3 protein-coding genes are annotated in these 25,399 nt (G+C 50.8%); 2 read left to right on the forward strand and 1 reads right to left on the reverse strand.

Features of this window, described 5'->3' with window-relative positions; genetic code table 11:
* Both ABD971_RS28345 and ABD971_RS28350 read left to right on the forward strand, forming a co-directional pair.
* Positions 1 to 364: hypothetical protein (locus ABD971_RS28345; protein WP_345327106.1), on the forward strand; the 364-nt coding region annotated here is incomplete at its 5' end.
* Positions 365 to 370: 6 nt separating this feature from the next.
* Positions 371 to 793 carry a hypothetical protein gene (locus tag ABD971_RS28350; RefSeq protein WP_345327107.1) on the forward strand — a complete coding sequence of 141 codons (423 nt, stop codon included), beginning with the start codon at positions 371 to 373 and terminating at the stop codon, positions 791 to 793.
* Positions 794 to 1,127: 334 nt separating this feature from the next.
* Here ABD971_RS28350 and ABD971_RS28355 read toward each other — a convergent pair whose 3' ends face one another.
* On the reverse strand, positions 1,128 to 25,391 hold the full coding sequence (locus ABD971_RS28355) for a hypothetical protein (RefSeq protein ID WP_345327108.1): 24,264 nt from the start codon (positions 25,389 to 25,391) through the stop codon (positions 1,128 to 1,130).
* Between the last annotated feature and the right edge of the window lie 8 nt (positions 25,392 to 25,399).

Consider the following 25,399-nt stretch of genomic DNA (forward strand, 5'->3'; position numbering starts at 1 on the left):
CGACTGGCAATACGATAGCCCCAGCGATGCGGGAGCCTATGTCGAACTCCAAAGGTATCCCGATCTTTGGACCGCATCGTTTAGCAATCATGGGTGGTCGTCTTATGAGGTGCCCATCGAATTCGACTCTGCCGTAAAGTTGTACTGGGACGGTTTGCTAGTCGATGATCTGCACTTCATGGGGTACCAACGAGACCGCGAGCCGAGATTGCCCGAGGAGTATACGGCGCACTCAGGGCTCTCGCACGAATTGCCAGAGAAGTTTGAAGAGCGGATCAAGCCTTCGATTGTCGACTACATCGATCAACGTGTGGCGGATATAGACGGATCAGTTCAGGCGTTTCCTAACCCACACCGGGAATGAAACGACATGTTGCGACGCTCGGACATCAAGAAGTTCCGTCACGCGTGGACGGCGATTGTCTTTCGCTCCTTGGTGATTGACCGGGCCGGCTGTCTGCCCCAGTGCCATGTGGTGGTCGCTCAGATCGTAGAGGGAGACGTTTCCGGAACCGCGGTTTTACTGAGCTACGGTGGTCATCACTTTCAGTTTCCGATTGCTTCGCTGCACCCAATAACGCCTGGAATTATCGAATCTCTCCGAAGCTACCGGCCGACTGCTGATGCCATCAAGCGATTGAAGGCGGAACAAGTCACGTTGACCGGCGGCCAGGAACTTACTTGGGACATCCACAACGCCGTCGAGCCAGCGAAGTTACGTCATTTAAGCCTGGAAGATATTGTCGAAGCAGTGGCAGATACCTCCGCGCTGAGTCGGTCGACGTGCGAGTGATCATCGTTCGGAGAGAATGTGCAACCGCCTTGAGGCAGCCGAGCTACTGACGCGTTTGGTAGAATCCCGAACCCGCGCCGTCAAATCCTCGCAATCAACCGACTAAGCGAAGGCGCCCACGTTACGGCCGATCGCAGGGAAAATGCCGGTCGCAGCGGTCAGCGATAGCCTGAGGGTCCGATAATCTGAGCTATGTACTGCAAACTTATGGATTCTATCGGTCGTGACATTCAACTTGCACGCTGGTTCCATCGTCTACGCGATGTAGTAAACGACATTACATTGGCCAGCGCGGATCTCCGAACTCTCAACCTACTTAGAAACCAGAAAAGAATCATTGGAAAGGTCGAGCATCATCTCTGTGTTTTCGAAACGAGGCATCACTACTTGAATGAAATCTCAGATTTGGACGTGTTGACCTTAAGCAAACCGCGTCAACCACAAAGGGCGATCCGCAACCGACCGTCAGGACAATCTCGAGACTTCGTAACGCTCCAGGAGCGATCGAGATACTGCCTAGATTTTCCCACCTGTATTGCCTTGGCGGTTCTGGTGGATCTGGGACATCAAACCCGAACCGATCATCTGCGACCGGATTCAAACTTGGCCGAACCTGTTGATCAATAGCTACGCTCTTTCGTGTGATCTCAGGGTTCGTGTAACCGCGTCGGGTTAGCCAATCGGCTAAGGCCTCGACGCTATCCGCGGTAAGCTCTCCAGTGACTTCATTATTCTCATCATCCCGCGCTTTCCACACAAATAATGGCTTGCCTTCGATCCGATAAAGTAAGGTGGCCTCGGAAATCGACGGAGCACCGGCCGGCCAAGTGGCGAACACCTCGTAGTCGCCAGGAGTCATGCTCTCAAACGAGAACACAGCCCGCGGCTTTTCGGCATTGGGATCTTGAGATGGCGAACATTCTCTGTACTGATCTCTGTAGGTGTCTTCATCGTCGACTGGATCATCAGCCCAACCGTCTCCCGTCTGAGAGTAAGCCGAATCAGCATCATCAACAACTCGTATTCCTGCCAAAGGTAACAATGACTTCAAGGGATTACCGGCTAGTTCAAGCCAAACGAGCGTCTCCAAATCTTGAATTGACGTGACGTCTTCGATTTCGTTTTTGCTTAGGTTGACATACTGCAGCGGTGCAATCTTGGGGTGAGTCAGTGACAAGCCAGATAGTGAATCCAATCCGATTTTCTTGGCGCTCAAGAACCTCAATTTCTCAAGTGATTCTTTAACAACTGAATCTCTGTCAGGTTCGTGAGTGTTGCCCAATTGCCAGAATTGGTACGACGACGGTGAAGCACCATCGCTCCCTCGCATAGAATCAATGCTCAGGTACACCAGACCTCGTTGCTCCCCGGCAACGGAAAGTGCATAGAACGAATTGCCATCAGATAGATTCGTGCTGATGTTGTTGACTTTTGTGAAGTCGAGATCGAAAAATCTGAGGTTTCTTGTACCCAATTGGCCAAACCGTGATCGATTTTTTGCACCATTCTTGTGAATCCCAGGTAAGAGCGGGGCCAGATTCATCGTTTCGGTGCATGACAGCGTGAGGTACTCCAGATTTGTCGCAAATTCTAAGTTGTCGATATTTAGCTGATTTGATCCTGGCACATTGTGGTTCGCAAGATTTAGCTCAGTGAGTCTTGTAACGTCGCTGGGTCGTACTGAGCGACTTAATTGCCAGTCGCCCTTGAAGTCCTTTCTGAGCAAGCCGACTTGGTAAGCGACCAGTAGCTTCAGTTGATCAAGAAGGCTTTGGTCATTCGGTGGCATCACTGTCGTATCCACAGCCCATGACAGCGGTTCGTCCATGTCAAGCGGTTCATTGTCCGGAATAGCAAGCTCCCAGGATTCAGGACCCTTAATCGTCTCCAGATCTGATTGAACTTCACCTACAGGGACATGGATGTCTGGAAGATGCGCTAAGTACTTGAAATCTCTTACCTCCATAGGCTGAGCTTGGAACCTATCAATTTCCGGCCCGCCAAAAATTCGATCCAAGAATCCGTTCCCTACCAAGTAATCGTGCCCCGATTCTCCATGTAGTTCGTCTTGGTCAAATGTGTCGTGCGACTCGCCAACTTTTGGTGCCGAGATCTCAACCTCGAAAGCAAGTGGTCGTTGTTCAACAAGGTTCTGTTTGTCATTGGGGTCGTAGACCCGCATAAGGTACTCACCAGCCCGCAACGATCGCGTGTCAACGATTGGAGTTCCAAAAGAGATGGGCTGGTTATCAGCATTGAAAAGATCAGTGTGGAGCCCCCGTCGTTGTGTCGTCTCAACTTCAAGACGCAAAAACTCGTTCTCTTTTCCATTGAAGTCGACAAAGGTAAGCGGTTGTGTGAACCCGCTCTCTGACGTAAGCCGAAATGCTAAGCGACTTCGTCCTGACCTCAGAGCGTCCTGGAGAATTTTCGTAAACACAAACGTGATGTCGTCATCTGCTGCATTGAAGACGGCATCCTGATCTGGATTTGCCGGGTCACATCGCTGTGTTTCTGTGATTGGAAATTGTTTTGCCTCTGCGTTTGCGAGAGCTTTCCACGCGTCTAGTTCTCCTGCATTAGTGGGAGGGTCTTTGTACGAAAAAAAGTTGGGTTCCGTATCGAGGCACTCGAGCTGCAACCGTCCAGAATTTGAAGTGCGGTATCGCACTTGCAGTTGGGCGTGTTCGATCTGAGTATCGGCTGCTTCAACGTAAGTCTGCAATTCAGACAAATCGAACACGAATAGCGCCATTGCTTTCTGAGGGCCACCCACTGCAAATTTGTGGTCTGCAGGCACGTTGGCGATCCTCAAATTTGTTGCTTCAATTTCTTCGGCTGGGTCGATTCGCTCGACAGAAACGCCTTTCCGTTCAATGACAAATCTGCCGTCAAGGACGGGATGATTATCACTCGTCGAGAATGTCCTAGCTGTTGCGGGCTTGGACGTTGAGTAATCCGCAAGCTCATCCTCAGTAGGATCGTCGTAAAGTGGATCAACCCGAAGTTTCACTTGGTTTCCTGGCTTTCCGTCGCCTAGAGTCGAGAAGCGGAACCATCGCTCGGTGTCTCTAATGTAGAAGTCCCGGAAAACCGTCGGGCTTTTGTCCGAAAGAACTCCGGCGTGTCCATCACGAAGATTCTCTGCGAGCTGGCTGTTCGCGTAAAAGAAAAGGAAATCACTACCGTTGTCACCAGGACCTAGCAAGAGGGTAAATGTTCTGTCTGGATCGATGAGCCTGAGTCTCCATTCGTTGTCCGAGACCCGCCAGATAAAACACTCGTCCGAAACAGTAACTGGCTCGGTGACTTCTTCATTGTCACCCGTTGCGTCCTCGCAATCGCCTGACGGAACGACGATCCTATCGTCATTCGGGAATAGCAGGGCTTTCACGTCAGCTGGTATCTTCGATTCTTGGCCAGCATCGGCTGCGGCATTCGTTACGAAAGTAACGATGCTGCTGTATCCGCTCTCGAACCTGTTCAGAAGGTTTGCGCGATTGTAAATTAACTTGGCTGCGCCGTATTCCGTAAGCGGTACCGACTGAATCTCCTCCGCCGGTCTCGCGTACAACTCGATAGTCTTATCCGAAACCCTCACCCTGAGATCGAACCAATTATTGTTCAAGAAGAAAGGGTCATCGATGGGTACTGTTGGCCATATCAAACCAGATTCATTCCGGATCTCAAAAAGCTGACGATCCTTACTGAAGCCAGCCATGACGTAGCGATCTTGCGTTGTTTCATCTTCGCCAGGATTGATCTCTCCTTCTGCTGAGGGCGAGTAATCAACTACTAGGTAGCCGTTACGATGGCCAAGAGAACTTTGTGGCTGGACGAACGCACCAACTTCAAAGAACGAACCACGATCTGGGCGTTCCAGTAGTGCTACGTGCCGGCTGGTATCAGACGTTGCATACAAAGAGGGAGGATCCTGCCTCCATGCTTCGGCGTCATCAAACAACAAACAAGAATCCTGATCGATTCGCGTATGTCGCATTTTCACTTGATGCGCCCACGGGCGATTGGTCGGAGAGTGAACCACGAAAAGTCCCAGCCCAGGAACATCACGATTGGTAAGTGTCTCAATTCCGCGGAGCGGAACAGAGTGGGATGCCGGCTGCCCGTACACGACATAGATTCGCCCTGCTTCTTCCTCCACTTCTGCCGACAAAGCCAAGTCGCTATCAAAACTCGAGTTAGACAGAACTAAGTCCGATACTCCGTCCTCATCTAGATCAAAAGTTGGATACCCTTCGACCCCAAAATCGATGTTCTCTTTCTCAAGATCCAAAATCGACCCGAAGTCACCCAAGTGCAATTTAGGAATCTTCCGCCAGCCTGCGGGTGAAGATTGCTCAGCGGCATGCACCAACGCTCCAAGGTTGTGAAAACAAAGCACACCGCCATGTTGGCGATGTTGTAAAGAACGTGCAGCTCCATCCGATGGCGAACTCGCAATTCCGTTTTCAGATGTTGAGATAACGAGGTCGATCGCTGGTCCGCCGCTAAAGTTGCCACTGGCTAGGTTGAGAATACCATGACGATATACTGGAGTTTCGGACTCGATAAGATCACTAAATTGTGCGAACACGAAAGTTTCGAGCAGCGGTTCGCCTGACTCCTTTAGTGCGACGTCGGGCCATTGCGGATCACCAGAAAGCAGGTGTTTGTCGACGCTGTAATATCGGTATCCATTTTCTGCGATCAAGTCTGGGTGCCCCAAGAAAAGGAAAACGCCTCCACGACCAGCGACATCTGTAACCTGACTCGAGCAGTCTTCGACAGATCGAGTGAAACCAAAATCAGCAAGGCCATCGCTATTGATATCGCCGAGAGCAGCTACCGTAGCTCCAAGAGCGTAGCCTTCCCAAACGACAATGCCAGTTTGCTTTCCAACATTCGGAGCATCCTCATCGAGCGTAAGCACTGGATTATTGAACCTAGTTTCATGACCACCGATCAAATAAGTTCGACCAACTGTGCGATTAGCGACGCTTAGAAAGTTACTGTCTCCACACAAAATGTCATCGCGGCCATCTCCATTGATGTCTCCTGGGACAACGACCTCAAACTTGGACTCACTTGGGAAAGCATCCGTGTCCTGTCCGAGCAAGAGCTGTCCAATAGTTGTCTCTCCGGTAATGCCTCCATCAATTGGGCGATAGCGTGTTTTCTCCGCCTGCAATTCGTCTTTCTTAATCGTGAGTAGCTTTGTCCCTGCAAGCGAATAAATCCAGGCCAACTCGTCTGTTGCAGGTACGGTTGCCCAGGCAAGAAGTTCATTAGTGCCATCACCATTGAAGTCTAAGACATGCACCGAAAGTGCATCAGCTGAACGCGAATCAAAGCCTGCTATGACAGATTCGGGAATGTCTGCAATGACGTCGACGGGATTGACGGGAGAACCCAGGAAAACGCTTAGTTCATTGCCCTCACGCTTTATCGTGTACGTTTCGTCATGTTTTTCCGCTATCAACAGTCGCCATACGGCATTTGCCGCCACGACTTCAATCGTGGGTGACAACGTCCATCGAACGTTGTGCTTGAGAAACTCCAGATGCAGTGCAGGCGAGATTGTTTGCGCATTAAGTTCATCTCGCTCACTTAACGGCAAGCTAAATAGCCGGTTCCCGAAATTCCGCTGGTCGAACGCCTCGATACGTGGAATCCGAGATACGCGATAGAATCCATTAGTTCGACGTACAAAGTACAAGTTTCCGTTATCTGGCTGTCTGGCAATTGACTTGCCTATACGCGAGTCAATGACAACATCACTCTGACCTGGCACGCAATACTTGTAGCGCAGGTGCGAGGCCTCATTCTTGTCTTTAACGGAAACTTCGTACGACCAATCATTGCCTCTCACATGCAAGTCATGGCCCGTCGTCTCCGGATCAATCTCGTCCGAAGTACGTATTCGATAAAGCTCCGCGGGCTCTACCGGACCAAAGAATAAGTAAGAATCAGAATTGTCGTTGTCCGTCGAAAGCACAAAGTCTGGGTGACCATCCTTGTTGAAGTCGCCAACCGGTGTTACTCGTGACAGCTGGTCATTAGCGTTCTGGCCGTCAATCGCGAAGCTATTCGCCAGCTTTGTCGATTCAATCACTCCATTTTTGATCTTCGGCAGCAAGGAAATCCCAACTGGCTTGAAAGTGTCATTCTCGCTTACTGGATACCCAATATCTCTTGCAAAGTCATGCTCCCAGGTGAGTTCCGCAATTTCTGAATTTGTGAATTGTCGAACTTCGCCGTCTGGCGTGTTGAGATTGATGGCAGCCAACAATGTCGGTGAGCCTTGCCAATCGTTGCCGTAAAGAATGTCATTTTCTTCACCGCCCAATATTCTGTCGTTGCCAAGGTTGCCGACCAAAATGTCGCCGTCGTCTTGCCCTTGTATCAGATCTGCGTAGGCAGAACCGTAAATAACATCCTGCCCAGTGCCACCGCGCACCTCGATAGACGCGTACGCGTATGCACCAGCTTGAACATCTCCAGGTGCAACGCCCCAAGAACGTTCGCCCAATAGCAAATTCACATAGTCAGGGTTCAGGTGAACGATATCCGAACCTCCGCGCGTATCGATCAGCGTGCCTTCGATTTGGTGAGCTTGGAAGAAGGCATATCGCTGTTCAAATTTGGTCGCGACGCCATTTCTCGTTTCCGCGATGAATCGATGGTGTTGCGAGTCCCAGGCCAGCGTCATAAGCCGATGCCTTCCGAGAAAGCGATCGTAACCTAGCGCCACAAAGTCACGCACCTTGTGAGGCGTTGTACTAGAGTCATTCGGATATTCGTTGTCGCCACCCAGAAAATAGATCCGATCCTTCTCACCGGGGCCCCCGAACACCATATCGGAAGTCGCCGGATCGAATGGAATTCCGTAGTACTTACTTATCGGGAGACGATCTGGGACAAGTTGGAATAAGTCGTCGCCTTCTCCACCGTAAAGCAGATCAGAAGCTTGGCCATCACGTCCACCGCTCAAGACATCATTTCCAGGCCCACCAAAAATCCAGTCTTCTGCTGACCCTCCCATTAATCGGTCATTCCCCTTGCCGCCAATCAGAATGTCTTTTCGACGAAATGGAGGTTGGCCAGAGAGGTTTACAGATTCGATTCCGCTCAGATCTAGAACAAATGAATCACGATTAGCGCCAACAGAAAATAGAGAGTAGGTTACTACTTCGAAATTAGTCTTTCCAAGAACTTCATCCCACGCCTTGTATCGCGGTAAAACTGATTTTTCAGGGTCTGCAGCACGTGGGTCCTGGAATTCTTTTTTGACAACTCGCATGTCGTAAGGAACCATTGAGTCGAAAACTCGCGGGTCGATCAAACTCACCTGGAGTAGATAATCTCCTATCGCGACCGCCGGCTTCCTTCTTGCTTCCTGAAAGGGGACGATTTCCGCATCCGAGATTGCGTCCGCGTTCTTATACTCGAGAAACCCAAGTTGATCGGCATTTCGGAGTCCGATTCGTTGAACATCTGAGTTTTCAAGGGACACCCGGATACCTAGGCGACCTGTCTTAACAAAAACTTCTAGGTCATAAGACTTGAGTGGTGGATTCTGTCCGTCATCGTGTGCGGCGAAATGTTGGCTGAGACGATCTGCCAGCCACTGAAGAGTCGGCAGGTTCTGCTCGGCATTCTCCTCGGGAGCGCCTCTAATATCCTCCGGGATTCTTACGTCGTAGGATCGCCCATCGATCTCCAATTGAAAAGCAAGCTCAGCACCTAGAAACGGACCTTCTAGCGGTTTGGTGTTGGCATACAGTTCGAGTATTTGTGCTTGAGAAAGGTCCAGCACCGCGGTCGGCTCATCAGCCGAGGTTTCACAGACTGCGAGTCGCTTTTTCGATGTGTCCAAAAGTTCAAATCGAAGGTTCGGAGTCTCGTCGACCAATGAGCCAAGTGGAGCTGCTTCGTCACAAGCGGTTTCTAGCGTACTTATTCCAAGACGAATTGCACCTTCGAGTGGTTCGGCGAGTGAGAAACTGTAGTAACGAGACTCCCATTCATCTCCAGACCATTCCAACCTTTGGCATTTGATATCGCTCATTAATAGCAGGTCGCCAATGGTCGCCGCGTTATTCTCGTCCGTGTTATTGGAGGTGTCGGTTACATACTCGATATTTGGGATCAATCGATAACGAATTGGATGAATTGGATCGTCCTCGTGATCGATGGCCGCAACACGAAGCTGAAACTCTTCTTCATCGCCAGCCGAAAGCGAGTAGTCTTTGAAATCAAGAGTTAGTTCATGCCCGGTATTGTTCGGGACAGCGGACCACTTTGGTACACGATAGATCCTTAGGGTCTCGACGCCATCAGCGTCATCCACCCGCTTCACATTCAAGTAACTTTCGCTTGAGTCAATTCTCCATTCGTAGTTGGAGTGGATTTCACGAATCACGAAAGCAGGGTCTAATGCAAACCCACTTCCGTTGATTGCAGACCTGAGCTGATCCGTGTCAATGGTTTCGCTTCCATCGTGGTTAATCACGTGAAGTACGGGGCGTAAAGGAACTCCTTCCTTATCCAGCAATTGCATTTCAATTGGCTGTGGTTGCTTAGTCACCAGCTTGATTGTTCCTCCGTTCTCTGCTTTCTGGTTTAGAGAAAATCGGAACAAGTCAACGTCTTCGCCATGGTGTAAGGTAAGACCGGCAATCTCTCGCTTCCGTGCGATGATGCCAAGGTCGTAGGAATCACCTGATTGCTCGCTGCCATCTGGGCTGTTCCTGAGATGGAATCCAAGGTCGTATGCGGCAGGCATGCCCACTGAACTAGAAGAGCCATCTTCATGCTCAAAGATGCTTTCAACTTGCAAAAAGTACTTCTTCTTGATGTATCCGGTGATCGCTAGCGTATTGCCATTCAACTTTAGGTCGAAGTAGTTTTCGTTTTGCGTAATCCGCCACACTTGCTCGCCCTGCGAGAGGATGGTTGCTTTGACAGAAAGTGGAAAAGGGGCGAGCTCGTTTTCTCGCCGTTGGATCGAACTCCACATACTACGAACTTGTTCAGAAACGGGCCCGTCATTTGATGATCCCAGGGCGTCAAACTCGGGCGTGAACACCGCAAATTCAAGACTTTGAAAACTATGGCGTCGAATCTGAATCGTGTCATCAACCCTTGTTACGCACGTCCAACCGTGGAAATCCTTGAACGCCCAGTGACCTGGCTGCGCATAGTCGTTCTTAACCCTAAGTATGCGGCCTTCGACCAAATAGTGCTGCTCCAGCGGCAATGTCGTCCAAATTTGCTCCAAGGCCCTACGGTTTTGTGCGTTGTTCTCAGCCTCAAGTGCTTGAACGAGTGCGTCAGGAGTTTTTTGAAGAATATCGATTGGGCCGAAAAGCTTCTTGCCGGAGGCCAGTTCGCTTACGAAAGGTCGGTTTGACAATAGACCGCCAACTCTCGAACTAAGTTGCAACAGCGGCGAAGGCGGCTCAGTGGATAGCGCGTCTTCATCGAATAGTTTGGCGATAACAGTTGATCTGTGATGACGATCTGTTTTGGTCAGAGAGATTTCATCTCCTTTGTCGATCGAAATATCTTCTGACAGAGTGAAGCGATACCAATCAACATCCGGTCGACTAGTGTTTCCGCTGTCGATAGTGAGATTCTCAAACCGAGTGGTCTTATCAATTTCACCAAGATCAAAAGAGAACTCCCGTGCGTTGTTCGTAACCGCACGGCCCTCAACGTAGCCCGCAATCGATCCTTCCTCCTCAGAATCTGGCACTGATATATTTGCCGCAACAAGTTGTTCACGAGATCGCTCAGCCCTGTCAGGCAGATAGGCTCGCTGTGGCTCGATACGCACTAGGTCATCATCGTCTCCAGCGTCAATCCAAACAGTCTTCTGAACAGTCTCACGCACATTCACTTCGTCGTCACCGCCCAGCGTGTCGACAATAATCGCAACGAATGGATCGATAGGAAGTTGCATCGGATCATGCTCATCTGCTGCAACCAGCGACAAATCTTCGGCTACTCGAGTAGGGGACATCAGTGCCAACTCCTCTTTTGCACGGTTTGTCAGCTGCAATCCATCTTCCTGTCCCGGCGCGACTGATGATGCCGGTCTTCGCGGCAGGTTTCGACTCCGGCTGAGCAGCAAACTGGACGTATCGTAGAAGTGCCCACCTAGGCGATGGATTCGACTACTTTCGCGCATAAGGTCGAAGGCTTTAATCCCTAACCCAGTATCCTGTGAACCAGCGGTTGCGATCGTGACGCGATGCTGGCCATAGTGCAGTGAACTTGGATTCGTAACGTATCCGATGTCTACCTTGTCATCGGAATAGGAGGTTGAAACGTACAAGACGCCGCCCGCAACCTTGGCGTACTCCTTCCATAAGTCATCTATCTCTGTGCCAGCTGGCGGTACGAACTCGTCTCCGCATACCCGATAGATTCGATCGTCATTTCCTGCGCGGCCGTAGAGAAAGTCTACCGACGTGCCACCGTACAAGTTGTCCGATACAAGATCGTTGTCATTTCCGAGCATTCGATTGAGGCCGGTTTTCTCTCTTTGTTCAGGAGTGCCAGAAACTGCATATTCGGTCCCTGTCCAGAAGACACCAAAAACTTTGCCTTGCGCGATGTCAAAGCCTTGTACTTCGCGGTCTCTCAGCTCCCTTTGGTCTTCAAGAAACTCGAAAACACCGTCTAACCAGATATCGTGCGGTGAACCTTCGGGTATCGATGCATTTGAATCAGAAAGCGAGATTGGCTCAGTTGCTTCGAGATATGGAAATGCCTTTTCGCTATAAGGATGAAACGACCATGCATACATTCGGTTGGAGCCCATACCGCCAATCAGGTCGTCATCACCGTTGTCGTCCGGCTTGCCTCTTTTGTCTCGTCCTCCTGCGAATAGGTAGTCAAAATCATCTATGTCGCCATCAAGGAAGTCGCCCCATATGCGATCACTGCCTCTGAACCCGTAGAGCATGTCGCTTCCGGGACCGCCAAAAATTTGGTCTCGGCCAGCGCTTCCAACGATGGAATCATCGCCTGGACCGCCGGAGAGAATGGAGAACCAGTTTTCTAACGCACCTGGACCAGTAGGATCTCCCTCGAAGATATCGGTTGCTTGCTTAATAGATCGTCCGGAAACGTCAAGAACGATTTGGTCATCGCCCATTAGACCGGCGACGTGAACTTGTTCGATATAAGGTGGCGGGCCAGAGTTGTTTCCATCAGGGCCCTGCTGCCTTGGTCGCCATTCAATATCGATCTTACGGGGTCGGAGTCGCTCGTTATCGGAATCAGTGACGTCTTCTTCGTCCTCGCAAACAGAGGCTGCGCTGGCCTTGTTTCCCTCTCGATAACTTGAGTAGTTGATCCGAAGCAGTTGCCGCCCATTCGCAAGCTGCACGTCTCGAACAACGATTTCGTCGTGTTCGTATCTTCTAGAGTGAGTTCGATTCGCGTACGTTGCGTCGCCTTGCACGAGCAAAATATCTACAGCGTCGTCTAGAGAATCTGCTCGCTTATTGTTTCCGTAGTGTCCATCGGTGTACTCGATATCAGGATTTCTCCCAACCGGCATTCCATTTCCGTCTACTGAGCCATCGTAGTAATATCGTGAATCAACATCCGCGACGAGGATATCTGGTCCAGAGCCCCCGTACAGTCGGTCAGTCCCAGCCATCCCCTCCAACCAATCGCCATCTTGGCCGCCCCAAAGCTCGTCGTCGTCACCGCCACCGAACAGTTGATCGGAGCCATAGCAGCCAAAAAGATAGTCTGCGCCACCAGTCCAGCCAGCTTCGTAGTTGACTTTATAGCCTTCGGAAAGATAGTCGCCATGAAGGTAGTCATTGCCAGCCAACGGTTGCTCAAGGGAATCGCCAATAAGCAAGTCTCGACGCAAACTGCCATACAGGTAGTCTCCACCACTTCCACCTCGCAGCTCGTCCCCGATAAGAAGTGTTTCACTTGGATCGCTAGTTGCTGAATACCCGTGCAACAGGTCAATCCCTGGGCCGCCCCAAAGCCTTTGTCCCGCCTGAGTAACAGAGCCAGCTTCATCAATGCCTTGGTCTCCGAAAAGGAGATCATCGTCCTCGTTGCCGTACAGCTGATCGATCCCCCAGCCTCCATTGAGTTGATCGCGACCATAACCGCCGAGGATGACGTCGTCATTTTGATTAAGCCCTTTCTTAACGGAAACAGAGCGCCGATCGAAGTCTTGGAGATCCTGCGCAAACTTGTTTGCAGCACTCAGGCCGAGGGACTCGGCCTTTGCTGATCGTGGCCAGTTACCAAATACTTCGTCATTTCCCGCTCCCGCATCTAGATAGTCGTTGCCATCTCCACCGAACAATTGATCGATTTCAGCTCCGCCAAAGATCCAATCGTCGTCCTCGCCACCAAGTAAAACATCCCTTCCGTCTTCCTTGTCACCGGCGATTGACCCCTGATCCAAGATGTGTTTTGGGACAGTTTTGAGCAAGCGGAGGCTATACTCTTCACGTTGTTCGGCTGCAGAACCTGTCGAATAGATCTCGACGGCTCTTTTCTCTGCATCTTCATACCCAGACGACCATCGTAAGTCTGCCCGAAAACGGGCAATAAATTGTCGGTAGTAATCAACAAACGTATCCCGCTTGAGTGACCCCTCTCCCTCATCATGAAGGTCACGTACCAACTGATAAAACTCCTCCACTGACATATCTGTCAAGTTGCCGAGTTGTGACCGTGCGTAGCCTCCGATAATGATGTCACGGCCCTTACCTCCATCCATAATGTCATCGTCTTTGCCTCCCACGAGGATGTCGTCACCGTCCTGCCCGTGAACTATATCCTCGCCGTCACCAGCAACGACAAAGTCGTCGCCCCCGCCGGCCTGAATGAAGTCATCCCCTTCTCCCGCTAGGATAAATTCGTTGCCGCTCGTGCCGATAATGTAGTCATCGCCTGTGGTCGCGATGATATAGCTGAAAGCGTCTTCGGTCGCGTTGGTCTCGACATAGTTGTCCCCAGCATCCACGTGCACTGCATTGGATCCACCCGCAGCGAAAACCACGTCGCGTTGAGTGCCGGATGTCGCAATCCAATCGTCCCCGTTTCCGGTGAAGACAAGATCCGATCCGTCGCCTGCATCAATCATGCAAAGGTGAGCATGATTGGCTGGCACTTCCCAGGCATGGAACGAGAGGTTGTGCGAGCTCTCTTCTTTAGCTTTTCGGGTGCGGTAATCATCGATTTCCGGAAAGTCCCGCTGATTATCGACCGTCGCAATTCGGTCATTGCCACCACCAGTGCTGATGATATTTACTTCGTTTGCTGTTCCTTGGACAGCAAGGTTGTCGGAACCGACAAGCCAGATCTGATTGTCGCCGTTCCCTGCGTGAATCTGGTTGCTGCCAGCCCCCGCATGAATGCTATTGGTAAAAGCAGCTAAGCGATCCGCTACCAATTCTCGCGGAGGTCCTCGTGGGGATTCGGGCCCGCCCTCATTCTCAGGGAACTTTTCATTCAGCCACGCTCCGGCAAGAATTCGGTCTGTGCCGCTACCAGTCCAAATCGTATTGTCGCCTGAGCCGGCAATGACAAGGTTGGGACCATCACCACCGAAGATTATGTCATCACCGTCGTTGGCTACATCTAGAGCATCATCTTCCCAATGCACATCACCGCCATAGATTTCATGAGCGGCTGTGTCATTTTCATCAATTGCTGGACCGTTAGTTGCATAAAGCCAGTCTTTGTCGGCTCCGCCAACTAGAACATCTCCGTCGGCGTTTCCTCTGAGCACATCTTCCCCTGAATGGCCAAACACAACGTCTCGCCCTCCATTCCCTTCCGCTTCATCTGCGCCACCGCCAGCCCAAATCCAGTCATTACCATCGTTTCCAAAAAAGAAATCCCTTTCGTTTGCACCGATGAGGTAGTCTCCGGAAGGACCACCTTCGAGCCGATTTTCCGGCGAGTTGCCTGAGATCCACGTTTCTATCGCACGCTCATCTGACGCAGGATTGTTCTTCGCAGTCATCCAGTCACTTCGACGAATTCTGGCGATCAACCGCTGATTGGAAGGAATATCGCCAATGTCCTCAGAGAGATCGTTTAGCGAATCGGCAACGAGAACATCCTTTCCAAGTTCGTCGGAATGATGTCCGATATGATCTCTCTCCGTCCCTCCGATCAGATTGTCGTCCCCCGGTCCACCAATGAGTCGATCGATGCCACTGCCACCCCAGACCCAATCATTCCCAGGTCCACCATCCAGCATTGGGTCGTCTTCCGATCCACCATAGATGTGATCATTCCCTGGACCTGCCAGCAAAAAATCGGAATGTTCATCGCCATGGAGGAAATCATCTCCTCCACGCCCGAGAATTCTGTCATCACCTATCCCGCCATGCAGATCATCGTTTGCGGTATCTGATCCAATTAAAAGATCAGCGCCAACACCACCGTCAATTCGCGATATTCCGGTGCCATTGTGGATCAATTTGTCGTTGCCGCCAGCTCCACTAAGTTTCACCGGATTTCGGACATGAGGGCCGATGATAATTCGATCATTTGCATCACCGCCCTTGAACTCTAGTTCCTGTGTGTTGTTCACATTACGGTGTTGTACTATTTCTCTGGATGTCGGACGCCCGTCAGCATCAACTCGAAGCTGTGCAAGCTTGTACGCAGCGCTGTCGACTGGCGTAATCTCTTGTTCGTCAGCATTTCTTACACGTGCATGAGTCGCATCCGTTACCTCGACAATTATGAATTCTTGGGTGGTTCCAGCCGGTTGGATATATGCTCCTGCGTCACGATCTTCATCAAAGGCATTGGAGTCGCCAGCGACAGCCGCTGTCCCATCTTCTCCAATCGTGATTGTGCTGCCCGGCGGGACAATCTTGTCTGTGACCCAAGTTCGATGTTCTGTTAATAGTCCGTTTCTGAATCGAAACTCGTAAGTCTTGATATAGCCTTCGCCCGCAGCGTCGTCGACATCAACTGTCCCATTGCCAACGTCTGGCGCCTCAGCCTGCGGCGCGAGAAGGACGGCAACGAGCGACAAGGGAGAAACAATCGGTGGGCCAGTATCGGCAACTCCGCCTCCACGTGGCGCGGGTTGACTATCCTCCGAGCATTTGTCGTTGAACGACTTCTCGAACAAAGTCACTTTGGGGAACTTCTTTTCCTTGCAGATAATGCACTTGAATTTGCCAAGTACCTTGAAGCCAATCTCAAGATAAGCTCGTAGCTGGGCATAGATACTAGCCTTCATGCTGAACGCACCGATTGGGTCATCGAGAAACTCAGGCAGATAGATCTTCCCGTCGTTTCCGAGATACCCATTTGCAGAATCTGGGCAGTCCTTTAGATCGAACGCTAACTCACCGAATAGACCGCCTTCGACTCCTGCTCTTGCAACAGCGACGTTGATTTCGGCAGCTGCGAAAATCCCCATGTTTAGGATTACCTCCGGTATGTCGCGCCCAAATCCACCTGGTACCAATCGGTCGTTCAGATAGAAGCCATCGAATGAAGGACGGTGTTGACGTATCGCAGATGTGTCATAGCCGATCGCAAGAGTGGCTTGACCGGATGTGCGCCCTCCAAAGCGCCCACCAAGTGGACCAATAATCGGAAAGAACTGACTGTACTCAAAACGGTAATAGAGTTGCGGAATGCGGTACTCGAATACGGTTGCATCATTTCCCAAGATAAGGCCGAAAATGACCTGTTGCGGCGTCGAGAAGACATCGCCGTTTGGCCCTTTGATTTCTTCGACTAATGGAAAGACAAATCTGCCCGCATTTGCAGAAAGGTAGTGAGCCTCCTCTTCTGACTCGAAAAGGCCGCCGATAGCTGAGAGGTCAGCTGGCACATAGCCCTCACTCATCTTCGACTCAATTTCCATGAATTTGGAGTCTGGGCTCACAGAATCGTCAATATCAGGGCTCAGCCCGCCAATTTGATTTCCGTCGAGTGCTGAGGCATCCAATTCAAATGCTCCAACGGTCACCCAACCATCATCAGATCCTTGGGCGATATTGCGAATAAGTGCGATCTTGCTTTTCATCTCTCGCAAATGGGACACGGCCCGACGAAACTGCTGTATCGACTCTTCTTCTTCCTCTTTCTCCACAAACAACAATGCCAAGTCAAAGAGAGTGACGTTGCCACCAAGGTTAGAAATGACAGGCAGAGGTTCTTCACACTTATCCGAAATCTCAAGAACGGGTTTTGCGGCGTCGAGAACTTTTCCAACGACCGGATCCAACACGTCATCAGCAAAGTCACCGACATGCATTTGAACTTTACCAAATCGAAGTTCGGGTCCGCCGGGCGCGTCAAACTCCCAATTGAATGAAAAGGGAGTACGGAATCTTGGGATTACGTCCCCGACCTTCTCGCTCGTAAAGTACTTGACATTGAAGCCAGCCTTGGCGGAGAGCGTTGGTCTTGATGCACGTGATGCAAGTTCGTTTAGACGAAGCGTTGCGTCTACAGGCGCGATCGGAACAGCAAATTCGACTTCTGCACCATTTAGCTCACCATCGTTCAGCTCCGTGTCAAACCGCAGAAAACCGATGTCCGTGTTGAATCGTTGACTTGGATCCAATTCTGCATTGGCCGATACTGAAACCAGAACATTGCGAAAGGAAACCCCTTTGTCGTCAAACCCGATCGTCGCAAAGTACTCTCTTGCGTTCTGGTCCGAACTTTGCCCACCAAACGTAATATCTGTTCCGTAGGTCATCACGGGATTGGGAGCCATATCCATTCCGATACCATCGAGACCAAGGTCAAGATCCGTTGTGCGGTCCCTGGACTTCGTAAATCGAATTCTGATAACGACACTCTTGGCATCAAGATCTACGCTGACAGGCTTGTCTTCCTCACTTGGTGCTGGTGTCGGAGGCATTTCGACCCGATATCCTGCAAGCGAATTGCGCAACGCACTCTCTAGCTGCCGTTCGATCTCTTTCTTAAGCTCATCTCTTGGTAGATCAGTACTGATACCGTCGAGCGTTAACCAATCGCCATCGAATGCTCCTCGCAGATCATCAAAGACCTCTAAGATTTCCAGACTGCTGTCTCCGATGACTGGGATCTTCAGCTTTCCAAGTAAGTCCCCGATGCCCCCGGAGAGCTCAATGTTGACACGATCCCAGTTGCCACCCAGGTTTTCCAAGTGTTTAACCAAATCATATGAAGGCGGACTTGGAAGCTCCGGGAAAGACAAGTCAGAAAAGTCCAACTCGAAGTCGATCTGTGGAAGCCCAACCTGATTGTCAAAGTCCGCGATCAATCCCTGAATCGATCCGAGGTCATAGACACGCTCTGGTTCATTCTGATCCAAATCAGGCAGTTGAAAGTCGAAATCACGTTCCCAAATACCACCGGGATGCCCCTCGATCTTGAGTCCTCCAATCTTCTCTCGAAATGGACCAAACACAACTTCAATATCGCCGGTCGGAAGTTCAACCTTGCCGTCGGCAGTAACGAAGGTGTCCGGACAACTCAAGAAGACTCCCTTAATCTCCCGTTCGGAGTCTGATTGTGGACGAAGGTCAATGCCAATGCCAATACTCATGCCGCCTGACCAACCCACGGAGGCTCGACCGCTGTCGCCAACATTGACGATTGGCATGTCCTTGAAGGAATCCGGCAATCCGTCACCCTCATATTGCAGATTCAAATTGCACTGCTCAAGCGCAGCCTCCGACCTCGAGATAACGAAGATGATTGATCTAGTCGCTTGATCAAATCGCACATCTAGGTTGCCTGAGTTCTCGATCGCGTCCTGAAGGATGTCATGCAGTTGGGCAAGGTGCTGCACCGTTAGCTTCTGCGTTGATAAATCTGACTTATTCAACTGAGAAGTGATGCGTTCATGAACACTTGCCAAGTTCTTATCCAGCGCGATCAATTGCTCAAGATTGAAGTCGACTCCCGGTATTCTCTGTGAAAACCCTTGGTGCTCCGAAAACCTGGTGATCAACGCACTTGCCCGCTCGATCGCGTCCTCTACACCTCCAAGGACTATCCTTCTATCTGCAAAACCGCCGAGAGCGGTATGTTTTAGATCAACGCCATCAGCGAGCGAAATTTGAGTCTTCCCAGGAACACTCCTGTCGTTGGGCACACCCCAATCCCAAGTGAAGCGAAAGCGGGCTGCCGCATTGAATTCATCTATTGCTCGATCCAGATCGCTCCCAAAGTCGTCGGGCCAGAGGTCGCCGCGAAAATTACTCTTGGTTTGATCCGCTATCAGACCGACCTCGAAAACGGCGGTTGCTCCTGCTGCTGGAATAAATTCAGACTGCTCGGCGACAGCTTTAATATGGAAGTCAAAGTTCGCTTCCACGTCACCTGTACCGGTCATCGCCAGCTCGAGCAATCCAAGGTCCAGGCGACTATTCTCGGTGTCTATGTCGATCTCTGTTGAGCATGCGACCGAGCTAGGTTCTTCCAACGCAAACCTACGTCTAATTTCTTCCTCGACAACAATGTTGCGTCGAATGATCTTTCCGTCTTCATCAAGATCAGTGCCGGTTATGCCCAGGCCGAGACCTAAGAGCGTCCCCGTTTCCCATTTGCCCGTACCTGGTTTGAGGCCATCCGCGTCATACTCGCCCGTCCCCGGAAGAAGCCCCGTCGATGAAACACGGAATACCCTCGTATTGTCGTCGGTAAACGTATGGTCTTTAAACGGAATGTTCTCTGTCAGTATCAATCCAGTCCTGGTGACATCTTCGGACAGGGTCACTTGCCCTGCTGTGAAAGTAAATATTTGCGTCTTCAGTTCACCAAGATTCTGGATACCATCAAGAGGAACTTTGATGTAGCGGGTCGGTGTCGGCGGTAGTTTATGAGTCTTGTCGGTTAGCTCGACATAAACAAAGTACTTGGTACCAGCCTCGGTATCGTCCATGCACTCTTGTGCGAGTCGCCTGAACTCCCTGAACTGTCTCGCTTGTCGAGATTTATCATTGGGATCAGTGGTCGGAATGAGTTCCGTTAGGGGCGTAGAATCCTCAAGCAGCGATTGCGGATCCGGTGTTAGCCGATTGAGATCCAAATCGAAGTTGATTCTTGCTGAAGCGGTAGTTTGCGCATCGACACCCCCACTAAGCCGTAGGTTTTCGACTCCGCTAAATTGGGAGTCCGACGGCCTGCCAATTGGAAATGTACTCTGATGTCGAATGTCAACATCTTTGGTTGAGAATTGCACCTCCGCCGGCACTCCGGTAGACGCCACACGTAGACCAAGTTGAGCATACTCGCTTACATCAGAAAGAACCGACTGCCACAGCTGAAGGGTCAACGGTCTGAAGTCCTCTATTTCTAAGAGATTTGAAGTTCCCATCGGAAACCCAAGTGACTCAGCATTGCGCAAAGTGATGTGTGTTGCTCCAGAGTTCAGTGGAGCCGAAACTTCGAGCCGTCCATCGTCGGCAAGTGTAAAAGTGACTGGAGCACTGCCGCCAAGCGCATCGCTGAGGCGGTCCATCAAGGGACGATCTGAGCCGTCAACCAAGACTTCGACTACGGTCGGATTCGCTTGGTCTCCGTTCTGTACGATCTCAAAAGAGAATGATCGACCTCGAATTTCGTCTTCTACCGGGGCGTGCTCAGCAATTCGACGCATGTGTTTAAAACCGAATCGCTCAATCTCATCCAATCGAAATCGATGAAGATGCAGTTGACGATTGACTTGCAAGAACAGTTGAGGGGCGCTGCCCGCTTCCAGCGGACGCAATCCAAAGGAGATTCCACCCTCAAGCCCAAGAGGCTTCAGGTTATAGTCGAGAAGTTTGTTGAGTCCTCCAACGTATGCGATCTCAGGTTGTTCACCCGATAGATCTGGGGCCTTGAAATCGACGGGCTTCTCAACGGAAATCTCGCGACCGTCGACAATCAATCGCTCGTCAAGCCTTCCGGCAACGACACCCCAGTCAACAGCACTCCAGTCGCTTTCCCACTGATCGGACGGTGTGGGCTCTCCAAAGATGCGTGAATGCGTGAGGCGTGGAAGTATTTTGTCGGCTATCTCCGCGCGAAGACCAACTGCCTCTGCCACATTAAAATCGGAGAACGGAAGATTCTTGTTTGGATACAGAATTCGTTCTTGCGTGAACTCGCCCAGGTAATCCAGAAGGGTTAAAAGCATGCTGCTTCGCAGCCATTCTGCCTGAAATGGTCGTAGCTCGGCAATTTGTTCGTCGTCCGCTGATGGAACGATATATATCCTTGATAATTTGGGTTTGATCCCAAAGATGTGGAGTTCATCTCCGACTCGCCGAACAAGGTGTTTGTCGCCACCAGGAGGCCCAACTGCCCATTCACTGCCAGCAAGACTTTGAGCCACTTCAGCGTTGCCGTCGTCGTGCAGATAGTGAACTCGTTTGAGAAGTTCGGGGAATGTTCCCCCATCAAGGTCACCTGCTGCAACGTTGATCGCCTGTTGCTTGTAATGAGAAAGAACCGTTCGCGCGTCCACATCTAACGCGTCCGCAAACTTCAAGTCGAATTCGACGATGGAATCGGACTTAAGACCGGCGATAGCCTCGAATGAGTGCGAGTGAATTGAAAGGAGCTCCGAAGCGCTGGCTGGAACAGACACAACCCCTATTAGATCCTTTTCAGTGGGATTTACTGGCGGCTTGAACTGGAAGGCTTCTAGTTGCCCAACAAACAACTGCCGGATGTTTACCGAATTGACCAGATCAGTAGACGTAAACGATAGATCGTTTGGTGCGACCAAGTCGAAGAACTGCATGGACAGTTCTTCAAGGAACGGTGTTCCTAGCTCAAGTAGTCCAAATCGGAAACCAGAAGAGTCGGTGGTCAGTTTTTCTCCGTCAGCTCTTACGGCAAGGTGGGCTCTCGCGCAGACAAATTCTGGCTCACCGCCTCCCGCCCCGAGATCAATCCGCAACTCGCTCTTTGTATGCAAGACTAACCGAATGTCGGCCTGCGAAGCCGTAGTGAATTCCAAATCGACGTCACCTTGCTCGATTAGAAGTGGCTCTGGGTCGTCAAGCGTGCCGAGTGCTTTGAATCGAAACTTTCCAGTGACATCGGCTTCAACTCGACGAGGAAGTTGCACTACCGCTTTGTTTGATACAGCATCAAAACTGATCTCGTCAAGTTGGTGAAGCGTAGCGAGGTCTCCGTCAAACTTGTCGTGTAGATTCGTTAGTGCATCACCAAACGCCTGACGAATCGTAGCAAGTTCCTCCGTGTAGCTATCACTACTTGAAGCTAAAGAGATCCCCTTCTCCGCTAGCCGATTATTTACGTGCGATAGCAGTTCGGGATGGACTAGAGCGCTATTCCCGGCTGACGTGAAAAGACCTCGCAGTTTTAAGATGCGGTCTTTGATCAGGTCGGCCTGTTCTTGCGTTAGCGGTCCTGCGAGGCGATCAACTGGCGTGCTGCTACCGTCGTCGGTTCTGACATCTAAAAGTGCTTTGGAAACTACTTCTCGATCGCCATCAATCTGAGCGATTACTTCAACCCGTAGTTGATAGGAACTGGATTGAGCAAGCCCCAGTGTTGCCTGAAAACTGACATCGTTACCGTCGTCTGTCCGCGTGACGTTTTCTTTATCGCGAAGCTCCTGATTTTGGGCGGCACCTACCTCTGGACTGTGAACAACCCATTGCTCCCAGGCATTTGCTATATCATCCCATTTTCGCCACGAAAGCCGAATCTTTCCCGGCAAGCTAGGATTCTTCGTACCCGTCCCTTCAAAACGGATATCGCCAGAACGGACAACTAATTCACCCGCACTGCTGTATTCTCTGATATCACTTGAATTTGGCCCCCAAGAAGCGATCCGCCATGAGTCGCCGGATACCGCTGCAGAAAGTCGATTAAGTCCTATCTTCAAGTGCCTAATTCGTTGCCTTGCCGGTTCAAACTTCTTGAGAGTTTGGTTTGTCTTGATGTAATCGATCAATTCATCAAAGTTATTCCGCATTCCTTTCTGCATCGGGCGCGGTCCATTCGTGAAGCCCTGGAAGACAAAATCCGTGAGGATGTCTTGAATCTCAGGGTGGAGGCTGTCCCAAGCGATTCTGCCATTGGGGATACCGTTTTGGGTTGTCCAGAACTCATAGTTCTCCCGCGCCTTTTCTTGAAACGATGACTCTTTTTGTGGGGCATCAGCGAAAGCCTCGTTCCACTGTGAGCCTTCGGAGTAAATCAAGTTGAAGAGCTTTACTTGAGAAAGTCGCGAAATGACGAGATTCTTGTGGTCTCGAACAAATTTTGCGGCAGACTCTCTTGAGCGGCCGCTCGCGCCCACAAGCTCAGTCCGTACATAATCAGGCACACCAGCCAATTCCAACTCGTGCGTCATCTGAGCAGGCGTACGTGAGCGCATGTCGTATCCACGCCCGATGTTGACGCCAGCGACATTGTCTTCGTCTTTGATGCCTCGAATTCTCGGATGGTAAACCCCAAGAGTCCTGTCGCTATTGCCCTGAGCCCGGAAAGTGATAAGTCCCGCTTCTACGAACGCGATGTTCTCGGCGGGTACGGGGCCAGAAGCAGGAAGGAAAACAACTCCCTCATACTCTCGCCCGGTACTGGGCGATACAATCTTGATGGTGTATTCGCGAGCAACACCGGTTGCGGAGTTGGTTAGGTTGAAAGTGTCGGTGACCCCTTCGATTCTAACTAGCGACCCGTCGGCTACCTGACCAGCAAGCGGATGTTGAACGACCGTTACGGTAAAAGGCCCACCAGGCAACGTCACTGTTGCCTCCAATGAATCACCAACGCTCACGTGATCTGAAATGGTGATAAACGACGGAGTGTTGGATGGTGGTTGAGTGAGACCGATATCGATACTAAGGTGATCGCCATCGGCCAATCGCTCGATCTGAGTCTGACTGAGTGAAGGTACAGCCCAATTTGCTCTTAATTCTCCCGGGATTGCAGGAACGGAGTTGTTCCGTAGGACATCAAAATCGGCCAGCCCGAGTGTGACCGCAATCTCATACTCATCGTCGTCAACAGATTCGATCGTTGCAGCTTCAAGGTTTGTAATTTTTGCTGCGAATGGCCCATCTGCATTGTTACCCGTAACTTTCCTGTCGGCAGGAATGTATGCACCATCAAAGTCCCAGCTTTCTACTGTCTCCTGTCCAGGTCGCAAAAGGTACAATGCATTATCGAAAGGCCGGTTGCCATTCGGATTTGGCCCATAGACAAGAATTGGTTTGGTGGAGGAGTTGGTAATTTCGCCATCGATAAGTGAACGAACAGAAAGTCGATCTGCGTTGTTGATGAAACTCACTTCGTCTCTTGTCAGCCTACGGACGAACACTTTTCCTTCGTCATCTAAAGCCAAGACTTCTGAAACTTCTTTGTCACCCGCTTCCAAACGGACTCGTACTTTCGTGATGCCTGGAGTTGTCGCTTTGAATTTCAAAAAGATTGTGGCATCATAAACGGGACTTTCTACCTCATATCGCCCTGGGAGCGCAGGCTGGCCCGCTACATGAGTAAACGGTCCGTGGGGCTCACTCCATTCACTGCCGGTCGCCGAAAGCACCTCGAACTCCACACCGCCAGCTGAGCACTCGACTCGATAATCCGCCCAGTCCTTGTCGTCGAAGTAGATTCCATTCTCCATTCCCTCTGTGAGCGTAAAGGTCTCCTCAAAGGAGTCGCGATTTGCGTCACCATAGATGCCACTCCATTCGTTATTTCGCGTACCGGCAGACGCAAAGTCTCGCAACGCTTCAAGCGCGTCGCTTCCACGCTGAACTGCAGCTGACTCTCCTTCCAACAGTTGTAAAAGCTCACGTGGTCCAGTTAATGGCCCGCACCAAACTCGATCGGTTTCGTCTGGATCAAGCCATTTCATTGACCACCAACCGTCGCTAAATGTCGGTGTGTGATCGACATTATCCACGAACTGATCGTAGATTTCCCCCTCCTTGCTATTGGTGAATTTCCCCGTAACCCCGTGGATGTAATTCGGGAGCCCAAATCGTCCAATACCGCCCTTGTACATTGCTGGCCAATTAGCGTTTGACCACAGATTGACAACCTTCTTTGAGACGTTCTTTGCAGCGATACCAAATGAAGTGTTTTGAGCGCCGCTATCAATGATCTCTTTGTCTAGTGGCGACCCAAGCAGCATCCAATTGTCGACTTTCATTCCTTCTTGAAGTGCGCAAAGGGACACGATCGTTCCTTGACTGTGCGACACGATGCTGACTGGAATGTTTTCACCAAATAACTCGCGAGTTCGAGCCACTGTTTCCTTGAGTTTCGCAACTGCAACGAACGCCTGGTCACTCATTCCAAAAAATGAGTTCGCACGTCCGCCTACTGAATCACTTGCGCCAAGAACATGTTCTACACCCCAGTCAAAAGGGATGAGCATCACGCTCTCGGGGAGGTGATCTTCTGCAATCCTGGTCTCAAATTCACCGTAGGCATATTTGTCGTTGGTTGGATTTCCACTGGCTGCGACACCATGAACAAGAATCACAACCGCTTTCACTTCGGAAGTTTCTTGTCCAAAGCTGCGAGTAAATGAACTAAGCCCAATCAAAAGGCAGAGTCCAAAACTCATTGGTTTAGTTAACACTGTTGTAC

The sequence above is a fragment of the Novipirellula rosea genome (assembly GCF_039541335.1).
Taxonomy (GTDB): Bacteria; Planctomycetota; Planctomycetia; order Pirellulales; family Pirellulaceae; genus Novipirellula; species Novipirellula rosea.

Excerpts from the sequence above, each read along its gene's own strand:
- ABD971_RS28350 (WP_345327107.1), top strand. The coding sequence starts at position 371 with ATGTTGCGACGCTCGGACATCAAGAAGTTCCGTCACGCGTGGACGGCG.